18 protein-coding genes are annotated in these 15,252 nt (G+C 42.4%); 4 read left to right on the top strand and 14 right to left on the bottom strand.

What is annotated here, in order from left to right; all coding sequences use genetic code 11:
• Positions 1-4 precede the first annotated feature (4 nt).
• Genes AM506_RS10490 through AM506_RS10480 form a run of 3 tightly spaced genes read right to left on the bottom strand, consistent with a single transcriptional unit; the run spans position 5 to position 2,652 of the window.
• Positions 5-667, bottom strand: coding sequence for a 3-oxoacid CoA-transferase subunit B (locus AM506_RS10490; protein ID WP_060672424.1), 663 nt, complete (start codon positions 665-667; stop codon positions 5-7).
• Positions 646-1,344, bottom strand: a complete 699-nt coding sequence (locus tag AM506_RS10485) for a 3-oxoacid CoA-transferase subunit A (RefSeq protein ID WP_060672423.1) — start codon at positions 1,342-1,344, stop codon at positions 646-648. Before AM506_RS10485 ends, AM506_RS10490 begins: the two co-directional genes overlap by 22 nt.
• The gene (locus tag AM506_RS10480) at positions 1,345-2,652 is read right to left on the bottom strand and encodes an aspartate aminotransferase family protein (RefSeq protein WP_060672422.1); all 1,308 of its coding nucleotides are present in this window, start codon (positions 2,650-2,652) and stop codon (positions 1,345-1,347) included.
• Between the two features lie 330 nt (positions 2,653-2,982).
• Here AM506_RS10480 and AM506_RS10475 point away from each other — a divergent pair, with 330 nt between their 5' ends.
• Complete coding sequence (locus AM506_RS10475; protein WP_235576088.1) at positions 2,983-4,773, top strand: methyl-accepting chemotaxis protein; 1,791 nt, start codon at positions 2,983-2,985, stop codon at positions 4,771-4,773.
• A 67-nt stretch (positions 4,774-4,840) separates the two neighbouring features.
• Here the strand turns inward: AM506_RS10475 and AM506_RS22085 are convergent, their stop codons facing one another.
• The 5 genes from AM506_RS22085 to rsgA form a co-directional block, all read right to left on the bottom strand.
• Positions 4,841-4,987 (bottom strand): YjcZ family sporulation protein, encoded by a 147-nt coding sequence (locus AM506_RS22085; protein WP_082386316.1) that lies wholly within the window; start codon positions 4,985-4,987, stop codon positions 4,841-4,843.
• A 212-nt stretch (positions 4,988-5,199) separates the two neighbouring features.
• On the bottom strand, positions 5,200-5,700 hold the full coding sequence (locus tag AM506_RS10470; RefSeq protein ID WP_060672459.1) for a PTS sugar transporter subunit IIA: 501 nt from the start codon (positions 5,698-5,700) through the stop codon (positions 5,200-5,202).
• Positions 5,701-5,809: 109 nt separating this feature from the next.
• Complete coding sequence (gene msrB / locus AM506_RS10465) at positions 5,810-6,232, bottom strand: peptide-methionine (R)-S-oxide reductase MsrB (RefSeq protein WP_060672420.1); 423 nt, start codon at positions 6,230-6,232, stop codon at positions 5,810-5,812.
• Positions 6,225-6,770 carry a peptide-methionine (S)-S-oxide reductase MsrA gene (gene msrA, locus AM506_RS10460; RefSeq protein ID WP_060672458.1) on the bottom strand — a complete coding sequence of 182 codons (546 nt, stop codon included), beginning with the start codon at positions 6,768-6,770 and terminating at the stop codon, positions 6,225-6,227. Before msrA ends, msrB begins: the two co-directional genes overlap by 8 nt.
• Positions 6,771-6,919: 149 nt before the next feature.
• Positions 6,920-7,945, bottom strand: coding sequence for a ribosome small subunit-dependent GTPase A (rsgA, locus tag AM506_RS10455; protein WP_235576087.1), 1,026 nt, complete (start codon positions 7,943-7,945; stop codon positions 6,920-6,922).
• A gap of 325 nt (positions 7,946-8,270) precedes the next feature.
• Between rsgA and AM506_RS10450 the strand changes: the two genes are divergently transcribed.
• The gene (locus AM506_RS10450; RefSeq protein ID WP_060672419.1) at positions 8,271-9,011 is read left to right on the top strand and encodes a DUF4397 domain-containing protein; all 741 of its coding nucleotides are present in this window, start codon (positions 8,271-8,273) and stop codon (positions 9,009-9,011) included.
• Between the two features lie 65 nt (positions 9,012-9,076).
• Here AM506_RS10450 and AM506_RS10445 read toward each other — a convergent pair whose 3' ends face one another.
• The 3 genes from AM506_RS10445 to AM506_RS10435 all read right to left on the bottom strand — a co-directional run bounded on the left by AM506_RS10445 (position 9,077) and on the right by AM506_RS10435 (position 11,561).
• Positions 9,077-9,664, bottom strand: coding sequence for a YpmS family protein (locus AM506_RS10445; RefSeq protein ID WP_060672418.1), 588 nt, complete (start codon positions 9,662-9,664; stop codon positions 9,077-9,079).
• Positions 9,661-10,491 (bottom strand): SGNH/GDSL hydrolase family protein, encoded by an 831-nt coding sequence (locus tag AM506_RS10440; RefSeq protein WP_060672417.1) that lies wholly within the window; start codon positions 10,489-10,491, stop codon positions 9,661-9,663. Before AM506_RS10440 ends, AM506_RS10445 begins: the two co-directional genes overlap by 4 nt.
• Positions 10,492-10,571: 80 nt before the next feature.
• Complete coding sequence (locus AM506_RS10435; RefSeq protein WP_235576086.1) at positions 10,572-11,561, bottom strand: nucleoside hydrolase; 990 nt, start codon at positions 11,559-11,561, stop codon at positions 10,572-10,574.
• 218 nt (positions 11,562-11,779) lie between these two features.
• Between AM506_RS10435 and AM506_RS10430 the strand changes: the two genes are divergently transcribed.
• The gene (locus tag AM506_RS10430) at positions 11,780-12,265 is read left to right on the top strand and encodes a PCYCGC motif-containing (lipo)protein (protein WP_060672415.1); all 486 of its coding nucleotides are present in this window, start codon (positions 11,780-11,782) and stop codon (positions 12,263-12,265) included.
• Positions 12,266-12,316: 51 nt separating this feature from the next.
• Here the strand turns inward: AM506_RS10430 and AM506_RS10425 are convergent, their stop codons facing one another.
• From AM506_RS10425 to AM506_RS10415, 3 genes are all read right to left on the bottom strand, one after another.
• Complete coding sequence (locus tag AM506_RS10425; RefSeq protein ID WP_060672456.1) at positions 12,317-13,159, bottom strand: DegV family protein; 843 nt, start codon at positions 13,157-13,159, stop codon at positions 12,317-12,319.
• 200 nt (positions 13,160-13,359) lie between these two features.
• Positions 13,360-13,611 (bottom strand): DUF2535 family protein, encoded by a 252-nt coding sequence (locus AM506_RS10420; protein WP_060672414.1) that lies wholly within the window; start codon positions 13,609-13,611, stop codon positions 13,360-13,362.
• Between the two features lie 92 nt (positions 13,612-13,703).
• Entirely contained in the window at positions 13,704-14,366 is a 663-nt protein-coding gene (locus AM506_RS10415; RefSeq protein ID WP_060672413.1) for an SOS response-associated peptidase, read from the bottom strand.
• A gap of 132 nt (positions 14,367-14,498) precedes the next feature.
• Between AM506_RS10415 and trhA the strand changes: the two genes are divergently transcribed.
• Entirely contained in the window at positions 14,499-15,191 is a 693-nt protein-coding gene (trhA, locus tag AM506_RS10410) for a PAQR family membrane homeostasis protein TrhA (RefSeq protein ID WP_082386314.1), read from the top strand.
• Positions 15,192-15,252 lie beyond the last annotated feature (61 nt).

Genomic DNA, 15,252 nt, shown 5'->3' with positions numbered 1-15,252 from the left:
CCCCTTATCCTATAAACTTGATATCAGGGCTTAAAGTGTAGCGGGCTTCTGTCGTCTCCTCTATATCCTTCAATGTGTAAGGATTGAATATCTCACGGAGGATTAGTTGATCATCTTCAAGTAAGAATACGGCTCGGTCAGTGATGATCATCGAAACACAGCGGCCCGCCGTTAATGGAAGGGTACATTCCCTCACGATTTTGCTGCCGCCGTCCTTGTCTAAATGGGTCATAAGTACAATGACTTTCTTTGCTTTGGAGGCAAGTTCGGTTGCTCCTCCCATTCCCGGGACCTTTTTGCCCGGGATGATCCAATTGGCAAGATCCCCCGTTTCGCTGACCTGAAGGGATCCAAGTATCGTTAAATCGATTTTGCCCCGGCGGATCATGGCGAAAGCGATGGAGCTATCTGTATAACATCCCCCCTCCATCAATGAAACGGGAAACCCTCCTGCATTACACAAATTTTTATCTTCATTGCCTTCCACTGGTGCAGGACCGATGCCAATAATTCCATTTTCAGATTGAAATATGACCGGAAATCCTTTAGGAAGATGATTTGGAACGAGAGAGGGAATCCCAATCCCCAAATTGACGATCATATTTTCTTTCACCTCATGCGCCGCACGTTTTGCCATCTTATCCTTCAATTCGTTTCCCAGGCCCATTTCCAATCGACTCCTTTAGACAAGACGATATGATCCACAAATATCCCTGAAGTGACAATTTCCTCGGGATCCAGTTCTCCGTAAGCAACCACTTCCTCCGTCTCGACAATCGTAATATCCGAGGCCATCGCGATAAGGGGATTCGTATTCCTAGCGCTCTTGTCATAGACAAGATTTCCGAATGTATCGGCTTTTTTTGCATAAACGATACCCACTTCAGCAACCAATGCCGTCTCGAATACAAAGCGATCACCCTTTACTTCAACTAAAGTCTTTCCTTTGTTCAAATAGGGATCATCCACCCCTATGTCGCTTATGATCCCCTTTAATCCCACTCCACCTGCCCTGATTCTTTCAGCTAAAATACCTTGCGGAGAGAATTCAACTTCAAGCTTTCCTTCACTCATTAACCTTCCTGCAATCGGATTAGAGCCAATATGTGAAGCAATCACCTTCCTCACTCGATTCTCTGCAACCAATTGACCGATGCCGATGTGGGGGAACCCTGTGTCGTTTCCGATGATGGTAAGATCTTTCACACCCCATTCGAGAATGTGGTTAATTATGGTAGGCGGTGAGCCAACCCCTCCAAACCCGCCAAACATCATCGTCATTTCATTATGAAAAAAGGGACGGATGTCTTCATAAAGCCTCATTTTGTTGTGATGTGCGCCCATCTACGTCACCTTCCAATTCTCTGCTGCCATTTGAAAAGTCCTTCTCAACCTTTTAACCATTTCCTCGAGCTCCCTTTTCGTACTGTTCAATGGAGGTGCAACCATGACGGCAGAGCCCTTCCTTCCATCAATTCCGGCTGAGGCTGGATATAATAAAATTCCATTATCCACTCCATTCTGAACGATGAAAGACGTAAATCCCGCACCCCGCTCATCAAATTCAATTCCCCACATGAGGCCCCTTCCCCTGATGTCCTGTATAAAGGAAAATTCCGTTCTGCATTTTTCAAGGAGATTCTTTAAATAGGTCCCTTTCTGATCGACTCCTTCAATGATTTTTTCTGAATCTATCAGCTTAAGAACGGCCAATGCCGCAGTCGCAGACATGGGATTCCCACTGTAAGTATGGCCGCTCATGATCACTTTACTTCCATGTACGATCGGTTCCATGATCTTCTCTGAAATGAGGGTGGCAGCGATGGGGGCATACCCGGCACTCAGGCCTTTACCAACCGCGACGATATCTGCCACTACTCCCCATTGTTCTAACGCTAAGAAGGTTCCCGTCCTCCCGCATCCGGTCATCACCTCGTCTGCAATGAACAAAATATCATGGTCTTCACAGATTTCCTTGATCCGTTCGTAATATCCCTTTGGAGGGGTGATTGCTCCCCCTGCTGCTCCAATAATCGGTTCTGCAATAAACGCAGCTATATTTGCAGCGCCTATTCTGCTTATCATGGTGTCCAGTTGGGACGCGCATGCCAATCCGCATGAAGGGTAAGTCTTACCAAATGGACAGTGTGCACAATAAGGGGGTTCAATGGTCGGCCAGTCTCCTAAAAACGAATCAAACCGTTCCCTTCTTGATGGATGCCCTGAAGCAGATAAGGCCCCAAAGGTGATTCCGTGATAACTGAGCCACCGTGATAATATCCTCCTCTTCAGCGGCTTCCCTTTCTCCTGCCAATGTTGAATGGCGATCTTAATGGCCGTTTCCACTGCCTCAGATCCACTATTTACAAAGAAGGTCCAGGGATAACCCGTTTTTTCATTTAAAAAGGAAGCTAACTCCTCTGCCGGCTGATTGCTGAACTGAGATCGATACACAAACGCCACTTTGTTTCCTTGATTCACGATTGATTGGAGAATTTCTTCCATACCATGTCCCAAATTTGCCGTCACCGCTCCGGAACAGGCATCTATATATTCCCGGCCATCGGTGTCATACAAATAAACACCCTTTCCATAATCAATCGTTGGATATTGCTCCCCGATCAACGGTTTTATTAAATGCGAATGAGGCATTGTTCCCCCTCCTGAAAGAATCAGATTCGTACTCTCTTTCGATTCGCTCATCTGGATGCTCTTCAAGATTTCCCATACATTATTCATATGTGTGAAAAGCCAAATCTTTCATTTTTTATTAAAAAATCATCTTATCAATGGATTTCCCCTGGAATCAGGCAACGATAGAAAGAGAGTTTACTTTTTTTCTATGATTGAAATATACTAAAATTCTCAAAAATTCGACAAAATTTCTCCGAATTGACTAGATATATTAGGTCGATATGTATAAAATAATGGTAAGTTCATCCTTTGATGTTACTTTTTGCTTATCTTCAGGAGGGGGAAACGGTGAAAAAAAAGAGAGAAAAATGGCTAAAACAGCCAAAAAGAAAGAAAATGAAAAATGAAAGACCTAAAAGTATCTTTGGTATCTTCTCTTACTTTCGTACGATCAGAGGAAAAGTTATCCTGTCATTCGGTCTTTTGACCATTGTCCTGTTGGTCCTCGCGTCTACTTCTTACATCAATATGATGAAGCTTAAGAAAGAGATCGACACGTTGATCACATATGATATGAAAGTCGATACCACATTGAAAGATCTTTCAAAAGTATTAAATGATATCGAAATCGGGGAACAAGGATTTGTTATTACAGGTGCGACAGGTTTTCTGGCACCCTATCAAAATGGAAAAGAAGAAGTGGAAGGTCAAATCAAAGACTTACATTCGCTCTTGAAAGATGACCCCGAACAGCTTGAAAAGATGGGGAAAATTGAAGCCCAATACGGATTCTGGATGCAATTTGTCGACCGGGTGATCGAGACCAGGAAAGATAAGGGTCTCGAAAAGGCTGCGAACCTCGTCGAAACAGGAGTGGGTAAAAAATATCTGGACGGCATTCGTTCATATGTAGATATGATTGTCATGGACCAGCAAAAAGACCTGGATGACCGTATCGACTCCCTGACCAGACAGGTCCAGCTGTCGCAAATCGTCACCATCGGCTTATCGGCATTCGCCGTTCTGTTAGCGGTATTCTTTGGAATAATTTTATCTCATACGATTAAAACCAATACAAAGAAAATTAGTGCATCCATTTTAGAGATTGCCAATGCTGGTGGAGATTTAACGAAACGAATCCATGTAAAATCAAAAGATGAGTTGGCTGACCTGGCCTCCGATACGAATCAGCTTATCGCCGGGATCGCCATTCTTGTAAAGCAGGTTTCTGAGATGGCAGAAAACGTATCTGCAAGCAGTCAGGAACTTCTCGCATCTGCAGAGGAAACATCTCGCACGATTACGTCCATTGCGGAAACATCGAGTGAAATTGCAGCAGGAAGTGACCAAACGACACATCGCATGTCCTCTTCATTAGAAAAAATGAACAGCCTGGAGGAGGCAGCACGTTTCTTATTCAATCAGGCGGAACTTGTAAGACAAACCGCTCGCGATATGAGGGCCGTTGCTGAAAAAGGCGGAAAAACCGTCCACGCCTCTTCAACTAAAATGATGAGCATTGAAGAAACCATGTCCAATACCAGTGAAACCGTTGAAGCCTTGGGGCAACGTTCAAAGCAAATCACCACTATTATTGGCACCATCACTGATATTGCCGAACAAACCAACCTTCTCGCACTGAATGCTGCCATCGAAGCAGCCAGGGCCGGGGAACACGGCAGGGGATTTGCAGTCGTAGCAGATGAAGTCAGAAAGCTTGCTGAACAATCCCGACAGGCTGCCAAGGGTGTAACGGAGATCGTCCACAGCATTCAGGAAGAAGTCAATATCATCATCAAGCAAAATTCTGACGGAGTGAAGGAAGTCATTGCAGGTGTTGAAATCACCAATGAAACCAATGCATCCCTTGAAGATATCCTGAGTCAAACGACGAAAACAACGGTTGTCGTGGATGAAATGGTCGACCATATTCAAGAAACATTGAATCTCAGTCAAGAGGTGGCCACTTCATTTGCCCATGTAAATGAAATTGCAGAAACGACCGCTTCTAACACTGAAACCACAGCAGCTGCATCAGAGGAAGGATCTGCTGCCATGGAACAAGTCACGGCAAGTGCATCCGAACTTTCCCAGCAAGCTGAAAAACTGAAAGAGTTAGTTTCGAGCTTTAAAATATAATCCAAAAAGAGCTGTCTTAGGGACAGCTCTTTTTTTCATCATTATTTTCAAATATCCCAGAAAAGGATTAATGTCCGCAGTAACAAACGGCTCCAATAATAATCAACAGGATGAATAATACAACGATCAACGCAAAACCATTACCGCCACAACCGGCAACCGGATAAGCATACCCACCTTGATAACATGGATCACAACCATATCCATAGTTCATACCTATCACTCCTCAAAAAATTATTTAATTTACCTTATACTCTATGTCATTCACCCAGAAAGTGTTTGTGCATTCGCCCATTTATTTGAAGGCACCTTTTTACGAACTGGTTTTACAGGGAAGGGAAGGGAAAAAGCAGGGGAAATTTCACACCTTAAAAATCATCACCATTAAAAAAAGACCGGCATATTCGCCGGTCTTTCCTATCATCATTATTTTGAAGAGATCTCCAAGACTTCTTCCTGTCCCGCCGTTACACTTGTCACGTCTTTTTTCACAAGATTTCCCATGTCATCGCCGTTGGTGATGATGATGGGTGTGATGGTGCTTTTGGCTTTTTCTTTTACAAGGTCCAGGTCATACGTGATCAGTGGATCCCCGATACTCACCTTTGATCCTTCTGAAATATGCGCCTCAAACCCTTCACCGTTCATTGAAACCGTTTCAAGTCCGATATGAATCAGGATTTCAGCGCCGTTTTTCGCTTTGATTCCAACTGCGTGTTTTGTCGGGAAAAGCTGCATGACTTCACCGTCTACAGGTGAAACGACTTTACCTATTGTCGGCTCGATGGCGATTCCATCCCCCATCATTTTTTGTGAAAATACGGGGTCCGGCACTTCTTCAAGTGACTTTACGGTACCTGTTAAAGGTGCCACAGCATTGACCGTTTTAGGTGTTTCTTCTTTTTTACCAAAAAGCTTTTTAAGCATCATCATTCACCTTCCTCTTCATATTTTTATATACACATATGTAACTCATCGTAAACATGAGAAATCTATTTTAGCACATATGTGAATGTTTTCACAGCAATTCATTATGTTAGAATAACTTATTGTACAGTCCATACCCTTCCTCTTCCAATTTCTCTACGGGGACAAACCTGAGTGCGGCTGAATTGATACAGTACCGTAGTTTTGTCGGACCGGGTCCATCATTGAACACGTGGCCCAGATGAGAATCGGCTTCCTTGCTTCTTACTTCTGTCCGTACCATAAAGTGACTTCTATCTTCTTTTTCTAAAACTTCTTCTTCTTCGATCGGTTTGGTGAAACTCGGCCAACCACAACCGGCATCATACTTGTCCTTAGAGCTGAAAAGAGGTTTTCCGGAGACGACATCGACAAAGATTCCCTCATCGAACGTATTCCAATACTCATTTCTAAACGGCGGCTCCGTCCCATTGTTTTGAGTGACATCATATTGCTCGGGTGTTAACTTTTTCTTTAGATCATCTTTACTCATTCTTATCCCCCCAATGATTTTCAATAAAAGCAACTCTTCCAGATCCCCTGCTGTATCGTTGATAATGACCGGGATTCTTTTTGTAATAATCCTGATGATATTCTTCTGCAGGATAAAATTCCTTGGCAGGTAAAATCTCTGTGACGATGGGCTTGGAAAAGATTCCTGACTGCTCCAGCCTTTCCTTGGATCCCTCGGCTAGCCTCTTCTGCTCGTCATCATGGTAAAAAATGACCGACTTATACGATTGGCCCCTGTCAAAAAACTGCCCCCCTGGATCCGTAGGGTCGATTTGCTGCCAGTACAACTCTAATAACTTCTCATAAGGAAAAACAGATGCGTCATATTCGATTTGAACCGCCTCATAATGACCTGTCGTTTCTGAACATACTTCTTTATAAGATGGATTTGGAACGTGTCCCCCTGTGTATCCGGATGTCACACTGCCAATTCCGGGCTGTTCATCAAATGGTTTTACCATGCACCAAAAACACCCTCCGGCAAACGTGGCTTTTTGATACGTTTCAGTTCCTGACATGCTCATCATCCTTTCCATAACATTCTCTTTCACTATTCCCTTTGTATGCGATTTTAACGCATTCCTGTTAAAAAGGGAAAGTAATTAGCTTGGATCAGTTCTCTCCTTAACTAAAAAAAGAGTGGCCAAAGGGTCACTCTTCTCATCCGTTATTTAAGCTTTCTCTGCTTCCCGATGTTCTTCCATTTCTTGCGTTCCAAAGATTCTAACCGCTTATTTCCCCGTCTCTCCATATATGCGATTTCCCTTTGGAGCTTCTGATAGTGTTCAAACCTCTCCTCTGAAAGGCTTCCCTCTTCAATCGCCTTGCGGATCCCGCAGCCTGGTTCATCCTCATGCTGGCAGTCATTGAATCGACAGTGAAGGGCTAATTCTTCAATGTCGTTATATTGAGTGGATAACCCTTCCTGCCCCTGCCATAATTGGATTTCTCTCATCCCCGGTGTATCAATGATCGCAGCACCATTTTCTAACAAGAACAGTTCCCGATGAGTCGTTGTATGGCGGCCCTTGTCGTCGGATTCCCTTATTTCCTTTGTCTTCTGGACGTCATATCCTACAAGCAAATTGGTCAATGTGGATTTTCCCACCCCTGAAGAACCAACGAGGGCGACGGTTTGCCCTTTATCTAAATAAGGCATCAGGTCCTCTATCCCTTCCCGACTGACGGCGCTTATGGTAACGACTTTCACCCCAAGCAAAGTATTCTCCACTTCTCTTTTCTTTTCTTCTATATCTGAACACGTATCCGATTTTGTCAGGACGATGACAGGATTTGCACCGCTTTCCCAGCATAAGAGTAAATAGCGCTCCATCCGCTTGCTATTGAGATCATCATTTAATGAAGATAGGATGAAGACTGTATTGATATTTGTAGCAATGATTTGCTCTTCTGCTTCATTTCCTGCTTTTTTCCTCGAGAATTTACTAGTTCGTGGCAGTACCTTTTCAATGACTGCCCCTTCCTTGCTTAGAAGTACCCAGTCACCTACGGCGGGTAGATCTTCGCGCTGAACGGTGTCAAACCTGAGTTTCCCTGAAATCTTACTTAACACTTCCCCTGTTCTTGTCATGACCATAAAGGCACCCCTTTGTTCGGTCACAATCCTTCCCAATATAAAGCCTTCTTCTGTCAGGTGGTTCATCATTTCAAAAACTGTTTCTTTAGTATTCAACTTGTTTCCTCCCAAAATAAAAAATCCGCTGCGTGGTTCGACACGTCAACGGATTTTTCACGATAGAAGAAATGAAAAAATCAAATAATCCCGTTTAAAGTGAGTTGACGTGCAGAACCGATATAATACGTAATTAAATTAGCCTTTTGCTCAATTAATGATAGGTTCATATGACATCACCCACTTTCTCAATTAGTACTTCCATTATCCAATATTTTCATCCGGATTGCAAGCGAATTTCTGATTTTTATAAAAATAGGTATTCTCACCATTTTTTCTCCCCGGCATATTCTATTGTGTTAATACTGTTAAGGGAGAGATACGGATGAGCCAACATGATTATTTGACGAAAGCTGCGATGTATGACTTGTTATCCGGTTATTATAAATATTCTGATCCGTCCATGCACGTTCATTACTACCAGAAACACCTTAAATATATGAGGCTTGCCATGCAGGCGCAGCGAGCAGATATGACCACCTCTGCTCAGCCATCGTACGTCCGCGTATTACATGCCGTCCCCGATGCACCGAATGTAGATGTATACGTTAACGGAAATCGTGTATTACGGGATGTAGCCTTTAAAGATGTGAGCGATTATTTAACATTGCCTGCCGGTAAATATCATATTGATGTATACCCTGCAGGTACAAGTGTGACAACGGTCATTAGTAAAAAAGTGAAAATCGATCCAGGAAAAATTTACACTCTTGCAGCTGTCGGAACACTTAATAAAATGCAATTACTTCCTTATCTAGATGATCCAACGGTGCCAGTTGGAGAAACAAAGGTAAAGTTCATTCATCTTTCCCCTGATGCCCCGGCAGTTGATATAGCTGTAAAAGGCGGGGATGTTATATTCCCTGATATCTCCTTTAAACAAGCGACCGATTATCTCGGGTTGACTCCAATGACCGTCAATCTCGAGGCAAGGGTAGCCGGAAGTAAAAACAGTGTATTGAGCGTTCCGAATGTAAAGCTGAGCCCGAATCAGGCATACACGATCGTTGCAGTGGGATTGGCCAATGGAACCCCGGAACTGGAAGCTCTCCTGTTGAAAGGATAGAATCATAGCACAAAAGTAAGTGCACAATAAGAAAAAGGTGACTCTAAGAGGAAGCCACCTTTTTCTTATTGTGCACGGTCAACAGGGACGAGTAATCTGAATGAAATATTATCTTCTTTCAAATCGAATTCGTTTGCCCGTACTTTCACATCACTCTTCAGTTTCATGTCCTGGAGTGAGACGTAAATCAATTCATCATTGGGTTGAATCTTTACCCAGTCCGGAAAATTATAAGAATCTCTGATCACTTTCAATACATAGTTGACAGGGAGATTCAGGGCACCGACTGAAATGGATTTTTGTTTCAACAAAATATCTCCATTATCCAATGCCTTCGGTTCGAAATTCAATTTAAAGTCCAGATTTGAAGTAAAGACAGGGACCGACCCGAGAAGTTCAACATCATCCTTCAGCTGAACATCGTAATCCACCGGACCTTTCATCCCTTCTTCTTCAATATAATGTTCAATAATAAGATTTAAATCTTTTTTGTTGGTCTCTACATTAAATCCTACTTGTCGATCTGTATTTTTATTGTCCTCAGGCAGTGCATCATCCTTTACAGGCATAAAGATCATGGACACAATGATGACGAATCCCAGAATGATCATACCTAAAAGGACAAAGAACCCTACCTTCCATTTGTTCTTCATGACGGCTGCTCCTCTTCCTCAACAGAATCTTTTCTATCTGTCAATGTAGCTAATGTTTTCCCTTTTGCAAGATCCGTAAACATGCGGTCTGCGATCAATTTGTACCCATCATCATTGGGATGAAAGTAGTCTTCATACAAAAGAGTATCTCCTGCATCAATAAATAAGTCCTCGATTTTCACGAATAACGTCTTATCATAACCCGTCAGTATCTGTATGCTTGCTTCATTCCAATCATGAATCACCTGATTGACTTCATCAATATTCGAAAACCAAGTATTAAAAGGATTATACAGACCGACCAGGACAATGCCTGCATCGGGGTTATAACTTCTGATCGTTTCAATGATTTCTTGTAACCGGAGTTGATATTGTCGTTTCTCCTCCTGGAATACCTCTAACTTCAAGTGTGATAAATTTTCACGAAAAATTTTCATAACATCGTTACCGCCGATGGTGATCATCACTAAATCAGACTCTTCGATGGAAGATTTCACATCTTCCTTCTTCAGCCTTTTCAATAATTGATCGGTACGGTTTCCCCTGACTCCGTAGTTATGAAACTGGGCATCCTTTACCCCATCCAAAGATTCGAGGCTCTTTTCCAAATAAGGAACATACCCACCCTTTTTCGTACTGTCACCGACACCTTGAGTCAATGAATCTCCAATTGAAACCACCTTCAAGTTCTTCGGTATAAATGTTTCATTGGGACTTTCTTTATCCCAGTTGGATACTTCCCTTGTAATGTGATCAGCAGCATCTTCTAACGAACACCCTGCCAGGAAAAAAACAAAAGCGAGCATGAGAATGGACATTTTTTTCATATATGTCACCTCGCTTTTACTCTTTTTGTTATTATATCACGGTTCTTCATCTGTAAAACATTAATACACTCATCTATCTGTCATCCCCATTCCGGACGGCTCGGTCCCGATTGCAATGTAGAAAACACTTCCTTAATAAATTGGCCGTAATGGAATTGTTTTGCAATTTTATGGATTCGCCATGGTTCTTTATCCGTTGACTTCCTAAAATCACCGATACTTTGGCCAAATGTACAGCCCGTATTGACAGCAACCCGTATCGGGACTTCCTCGAATACCATCTTCCCACCATCAGCAAGTGCCCACATAGCCACTAAATCATGGAGGGGACTTCCAGTAATATCTGGATAGGTCTTCTTATAAAACCCGTAATAATAATCAACCATTGGTTTAATGATCTGGCCAACCTTATCATTTGATTTCAGATAAAATTCATGGAGTTGATCGATCATGAGGGGAGTGATGAGTGCATACATTGTAACATCCAATGGAATGAGGTGAATTTTCTTCGGGGCAAGCTGAATCAGGATATTCGCAGCATAAGGATCTCCATGGAAATTGGCCTCTGCGGTCGCGGTAACATTTCCGGGAACATTGAATGCCCCTCCCATCACATAAAATTCTTTCACTTTCTTCATCGTTTCAGGATATAAAATAAAGGCTGTAGCCAATGAGGTTAATCGACCTGCACAATAGATATAGAGTTCCCCTGAATATTGATTAATGAGTTCCTTGATTTGATAGAAATTTTCACTTATGTCTGAAGCATTGAAATCAATTTCATCAGGTATGATCGGCCCGAGTCCAGCCACACCATGAACTTCCGGATAGAATGTCGGCCGGGTACCCGTCAAGGCAGAGACCGCACCACCGATAACCGGGATATCTGTTATCCCCGTAATGCTTTGCAGGTATTTTACATTTTTCAATGCAGATTCTCTGGAAACATTCCCATAGTCCGAAACAATCCCAACGACTTCAATCGTATCGCTATAGTAAGCATACAATACAGCAACGATATCATCGATTCCGAAATCTGAAAACACCAACACTTTCTTTTTATCAGACAAGCACATACACTTCCCTTCAACAAACATCCTCTATAATAAGGAGGAAATGCTGTATTTCCCAATTCTATTTGAGCCTTTCTTGCCTATTATATTTCTATGATATGTTGGTTGTAGTTATGAGGTGGCAATAATATTCATAAAATCAACAATAACTGGGACATACCCGTTATGATGACCATGGTACAATACGGATATATCTAAAATGAAAGGTGATTGGTATGAAGAAAAATATCTTTCTGTATTTCACATGTTTGATTGGTTTATTAGGGTTACTTGCCGGATGCTCCAGTGATCAGAATGAAGATGCACACAAAGATCATACTGCTGCTAACGGGGACATTAGAGAAGAAACCGCTTCCGTCGAGACCCTTCCCTCTTTTCTTGACGATAAGGATGACAATATGAAACTAATCTATTCCTCCGCAGCTAAAAACCCTGAGCTCCTAAAATATATTCCTTGTTATTGTGGATGCGGGGATTCAGCAGGGCACGAAAGCAACCTGAATTGCTTTGTTTATAAAACCGAGGGAAACAAAGTGGTTTGGGACGACCACGGTACCAGATGTGAACTTTGCTTAAAAATCGCAGCTGAATCCATCGTAAAATATAAGAATGGTGATTCCATCAAACAAATCAGAACATATATAGATGAACAATATAAAGAAGGATACGCTAAGCCCACCCCTACTCCTATGCCTTCATGATTTCATCCAAAAAAAAGACGAAAGGATTGATTCCCTTTCGTCTTTTATTCATTAGTCTGTGTAATACATGAAACCGATGGCCCCGATACCTGTATGTGTGCTGATAATAGGTGTTGTGGGAGCGATATCAATTTGATCGTATCCCGTTTTCTCTATGATCTTGGCTTTCAGGTTTTGAGCCAGATTCATTCCATCCGCGTGGACGAGTCCAACTCCCCGTATGGTCTTTCCTTTCACATCATCTACAAATTGTGTCGTTAAGTACTTCACTACCTGTGAATGACTTCGTACCTTCGCAACGGGAGTATACTCAGCCCCTTCAAGTGATGCAATCGGCTTGATATTGAGCAGGGAACCGATCATGGCACGCCCTTTTCCGATCCTGCCACCTTTCACAAGATTTTCAAGGGTGTCTACCACGACAAACAATTTTGTCTTCGAGCGGATCTCATCGATGGCCGAAAGAATTTCTTCCATGGACTTTCCTTCTTGAGCAAGCTTAGCGGCTTCAATCACCTGGAAAGCCAGTCCTTTTGAAATGAAACGTGAATCTACGACTGTCACATCTGCTGAAGACATGTCTGCGGCAGACTCTGCCGATCGAACGGTCCCACTCATATTACCGGTCATATGTATGGATAAAACGCGTGATCCATCTTTACCTAATTCATCATACAGTTCAACAAATGACCCTGCAGGCGGTTGAGAACTTTTTGGTAATTCTTTCGAAGCCTTCATTTTTTCCAAGAAGCTTAACGGTGAAAGATCCACTCTATCTAAGTATGTTTCTCCATCAATCGAAATGGACAGAGGAACCACATGAATATTCAAGTCTTTTACGATTTCATCAGATAAATCAACTGTCGAATCTGTTACAATCTTTATTTTGGTCAATTTTGCCACATCCTATCTCCCATATCATAAGTATTATATCGTTAATCGCTGAAGATTTAAATAGATAGTAAGCATTTAACTCAATGGCCCATTGTATCAATGGATATATGCTAATGATATACCCCAAACCGGATGGAAGTCATACAAAAAGGTCTGATCCCAGGCAATCTCTATGCCTGAGGATCAGAACCCCGTAAAACTTATGCATTATTCTTTAACTCTTCTGATTGATAAATCTCTTCGTACTCTGACCATTTCGTCGTTCTCTTTAAATGTTCCCTAAAGCTGAAGATTGTCTTAGGTTCATTATGATTCATCACTTTAGTAATAAATTGATGCAGCCTAAGATTAACCCTCAGGTAGAGAGGGCTGTCTTTCTTCAATACAGGAACTTCTGAGATTTTGACCTTCCGTCCATACTTTGATTTGAACTCGATGGTTTTTGTCAGCAAAGTATCAATCCTCTTTTTCGCCCGTTTATTCTTCTATTATACCCTATTTATAACCGCATAAAATGTCTAATCATGCGAAAGTGTCAAAATTTTTATACTCCTGTTGAAACCGGGACTAAACATTCTGCAGTATCATGTTTGGGGGAGTTCACGACACTGGATACCTGGTACCCTTTCATCCATTCATCAGGGATTGGCATTAAAACGGAAGCAGCCTGATCAAAGGAGTATTCCTCTGTGTTGAGCCATTTCTCGATATCCTCGCTGTTTGTGAGCATCACCGGCATTCTTTGATGAACATCTCCCACGAGGGAATTCGCTTCGGTAGTCAGAATGGTCGAGGTGGTGACCCCTCCATTCCTGTCCCATAACCCTGCAAATACAAATGGATTTCCTTCATTCAATTGGAACCTTACTGGAATCTTCCCTGACTCATCCTTCTTCCATTCATAAAAACCATCGGCAAAGATCACCATCCTTTTTGAATGCACGAGGGATTTGAAACTGGGTTTATCCAGGAGCGTTTCACTACGGGCATTGATCAATGGCTTCCACTTAGTGGGGTCAGCCCACTTGGGAACAAGCCCCCAAGTGATTTCACCCGCTCTCCGCTTTCCCTTGTGAGAAATAAGGGAAAGGATATTCTGAGATGGAGCGATATTGTATCTCGGCTGCCATTCTTCAAGGTATTCATCAATCAAATAGTGTTTTACCAATTCTTCTAAGGGGGTCGTCAAAGAAAATCTTCCGCACACATTTGCCACCTCACCATCGTTTCTTTACTTAGGAATATACATCATTCCGCACTCGAATCCAACCATTACACTTTACTCCTTTACTATGTTGATGATTGCACAATAGCTTAAAGAGGATTATCATGTATATAGATGAAAAACTCGTTAAGCGATCAATCAGACGATCGCAGAAAGGATGAAACCACTTTGACCTATGATTTCGATTTTTCCAATTGGAAAGAAGAAGTTGCGAACGCCATCACCCATGGGATCGGATTGATCCTCAGCATTCCGGCATTAGTGATGTTAATCGTTTTTGCCGTACATGAAGGATCTGCCTGGCATATTGTCAGCTTCTCGATATTCGGAGCTTCCATGATTCTTCTTTACTTATTTTCGACACTCCTGCACAGCTTTAAGCCCTCAAAGGTTAAAAATCTATTTGCGATCTTGGATCATTCGGCCATTTATGTGCTGATCGCTGGGACGTATACGCCATTTATGCTTGTCAGTGTGAGAGGTGCATTAGGATGGACTTTATTTGGGATTGTGTGGGGACTTGCCATAGTGGGGATTGTGTTCAAGTGTTATTTTGTTCAACGCTATCAGGTGGTATCCACCCTATTCTATCTTGTGATGGGCTGGCTCGTCATCATCGCGATTAAACCGTTATATGCGAGTTTGACAGGAGCAGGATTCGGGCTTCTCTTAACAGGAGGGATCATGTACTCCGTCGGTGCCATCTTCTATGTATGGAATAAACTTCCTTATAATCACGCCATCTGGCACCTGTTCGTCCTTGCCGGCAGCGGATTTATGTATTTCTGTATCTTGTTCTATGTGTAAATAATTCATTCGAATGTGTAAAGGGTCCAGCTAACGGCTGGACCCTTTTTTATTATGATGA

This window comes from Rossellomorea vietnamensis (assembly GCF_001305855.1).
GTDB classification, from domain to species: Bacteria; Bacillota; Bacilli; order Bacillales; family Bacillaceae_B; genus Rossellomorea; species Rossellomorea vietnamensis_A.
The sequence above is the reverse complement of the archived record's forward strand: the minus strand, read 5'-3'. Positions and strand labels throughout refer to the sequence as shown.

What these genes read in the sequence shown, in the direction of transcription:
- AM506_RS10490 (WP_060672424.1), bottom strand. Translation starts at nt 667, where the DNA reads ATGGGCCTGGGAAACGAATTGAAGGATAAGATGGCAAAACGTGCGGCG.
- AM506_RS10485 (WP_060672423.1), bottom strand. Translation starts at nt 1,344, where the DNA reads ATGGGCGCACATCACAACAAAATGAGGCTTTATGAAGACATCCGTCCC.
- AM506_RS10480 (WP_060672422.1), bottom strand. Translation starts at nt 2,652, where the DNA reads ATGCCTCATTCGCATTTAATAAAACCGTTGATCGGGGAGCAATATCCA.
- AM506_RS22085 (WP_082386316.1), bottom strand. Translation starts at nt 4,987, where the DNA reads ATGAACTATGGATATGGTTGTGATCCATGTTATCAAGGTGGGTATGCT.
- AM506_RS10470 (WP_060672459.1), bottom strand. Translation starts at nt 5,700, where the DNA reads ATGCTTAAAAAGCTTTTTGGTAAAAAAGAAGAAACACCTAAAACGGTC.
- msrB (WP_060672420.1), bottom strand. Translation starts at nt 6,232, where the DNA reads ATGAGTAAAGATGATCTAAAGAAAAAGTTAACACCCGAGCAATATGAT.
- msrA (WP_060672458.1), bottom strand. Translation starts at nt 6,770, where the DNA reads ATGTCAGGAACTGAAACGTATCAAAAAGCCACGTTTGCCGGAGGGTGT.
- AM506_RS10450 (WP_060672419.1), top strand. Translation starts at nt 8,271, where the DNA reads ATGAGCCAACATGATTATTTGACGAAAGCTGCGATGTATGACTTGTTA.
- AM506_RS10445 (WP_060672418.1), bottom strand. Translation starts at nt 9,664, where the DNA reads ATGAAGAACAAATGGAAGGTAGGGTTCTTTGTCCTTTTAGGTATGATC.
- AM506_RS10440 (WP_060672417.1), bottom strand. Translation starts at nt 10,491, where the DNA reads ATGAAAAAAATGTCCATTCTCATGCTCGCTTTTGTTTTTTTCCTGGCA.
- AM506_RS10430 (WP_060672415.1), top strand. Translation starts at nt 11,780, where the DNA reads ATGAAGAAAAATATCTTTCTGTATTTCACATGTTTGATTGGTTTATTA.
- trhA (WP_082386314.1), top strand. Translation starts at nt 14,499, where the DNA reads ATGAAAAACTCGTTAAGCGATCAATCAGACGATCGCAGAAAGGATGAA.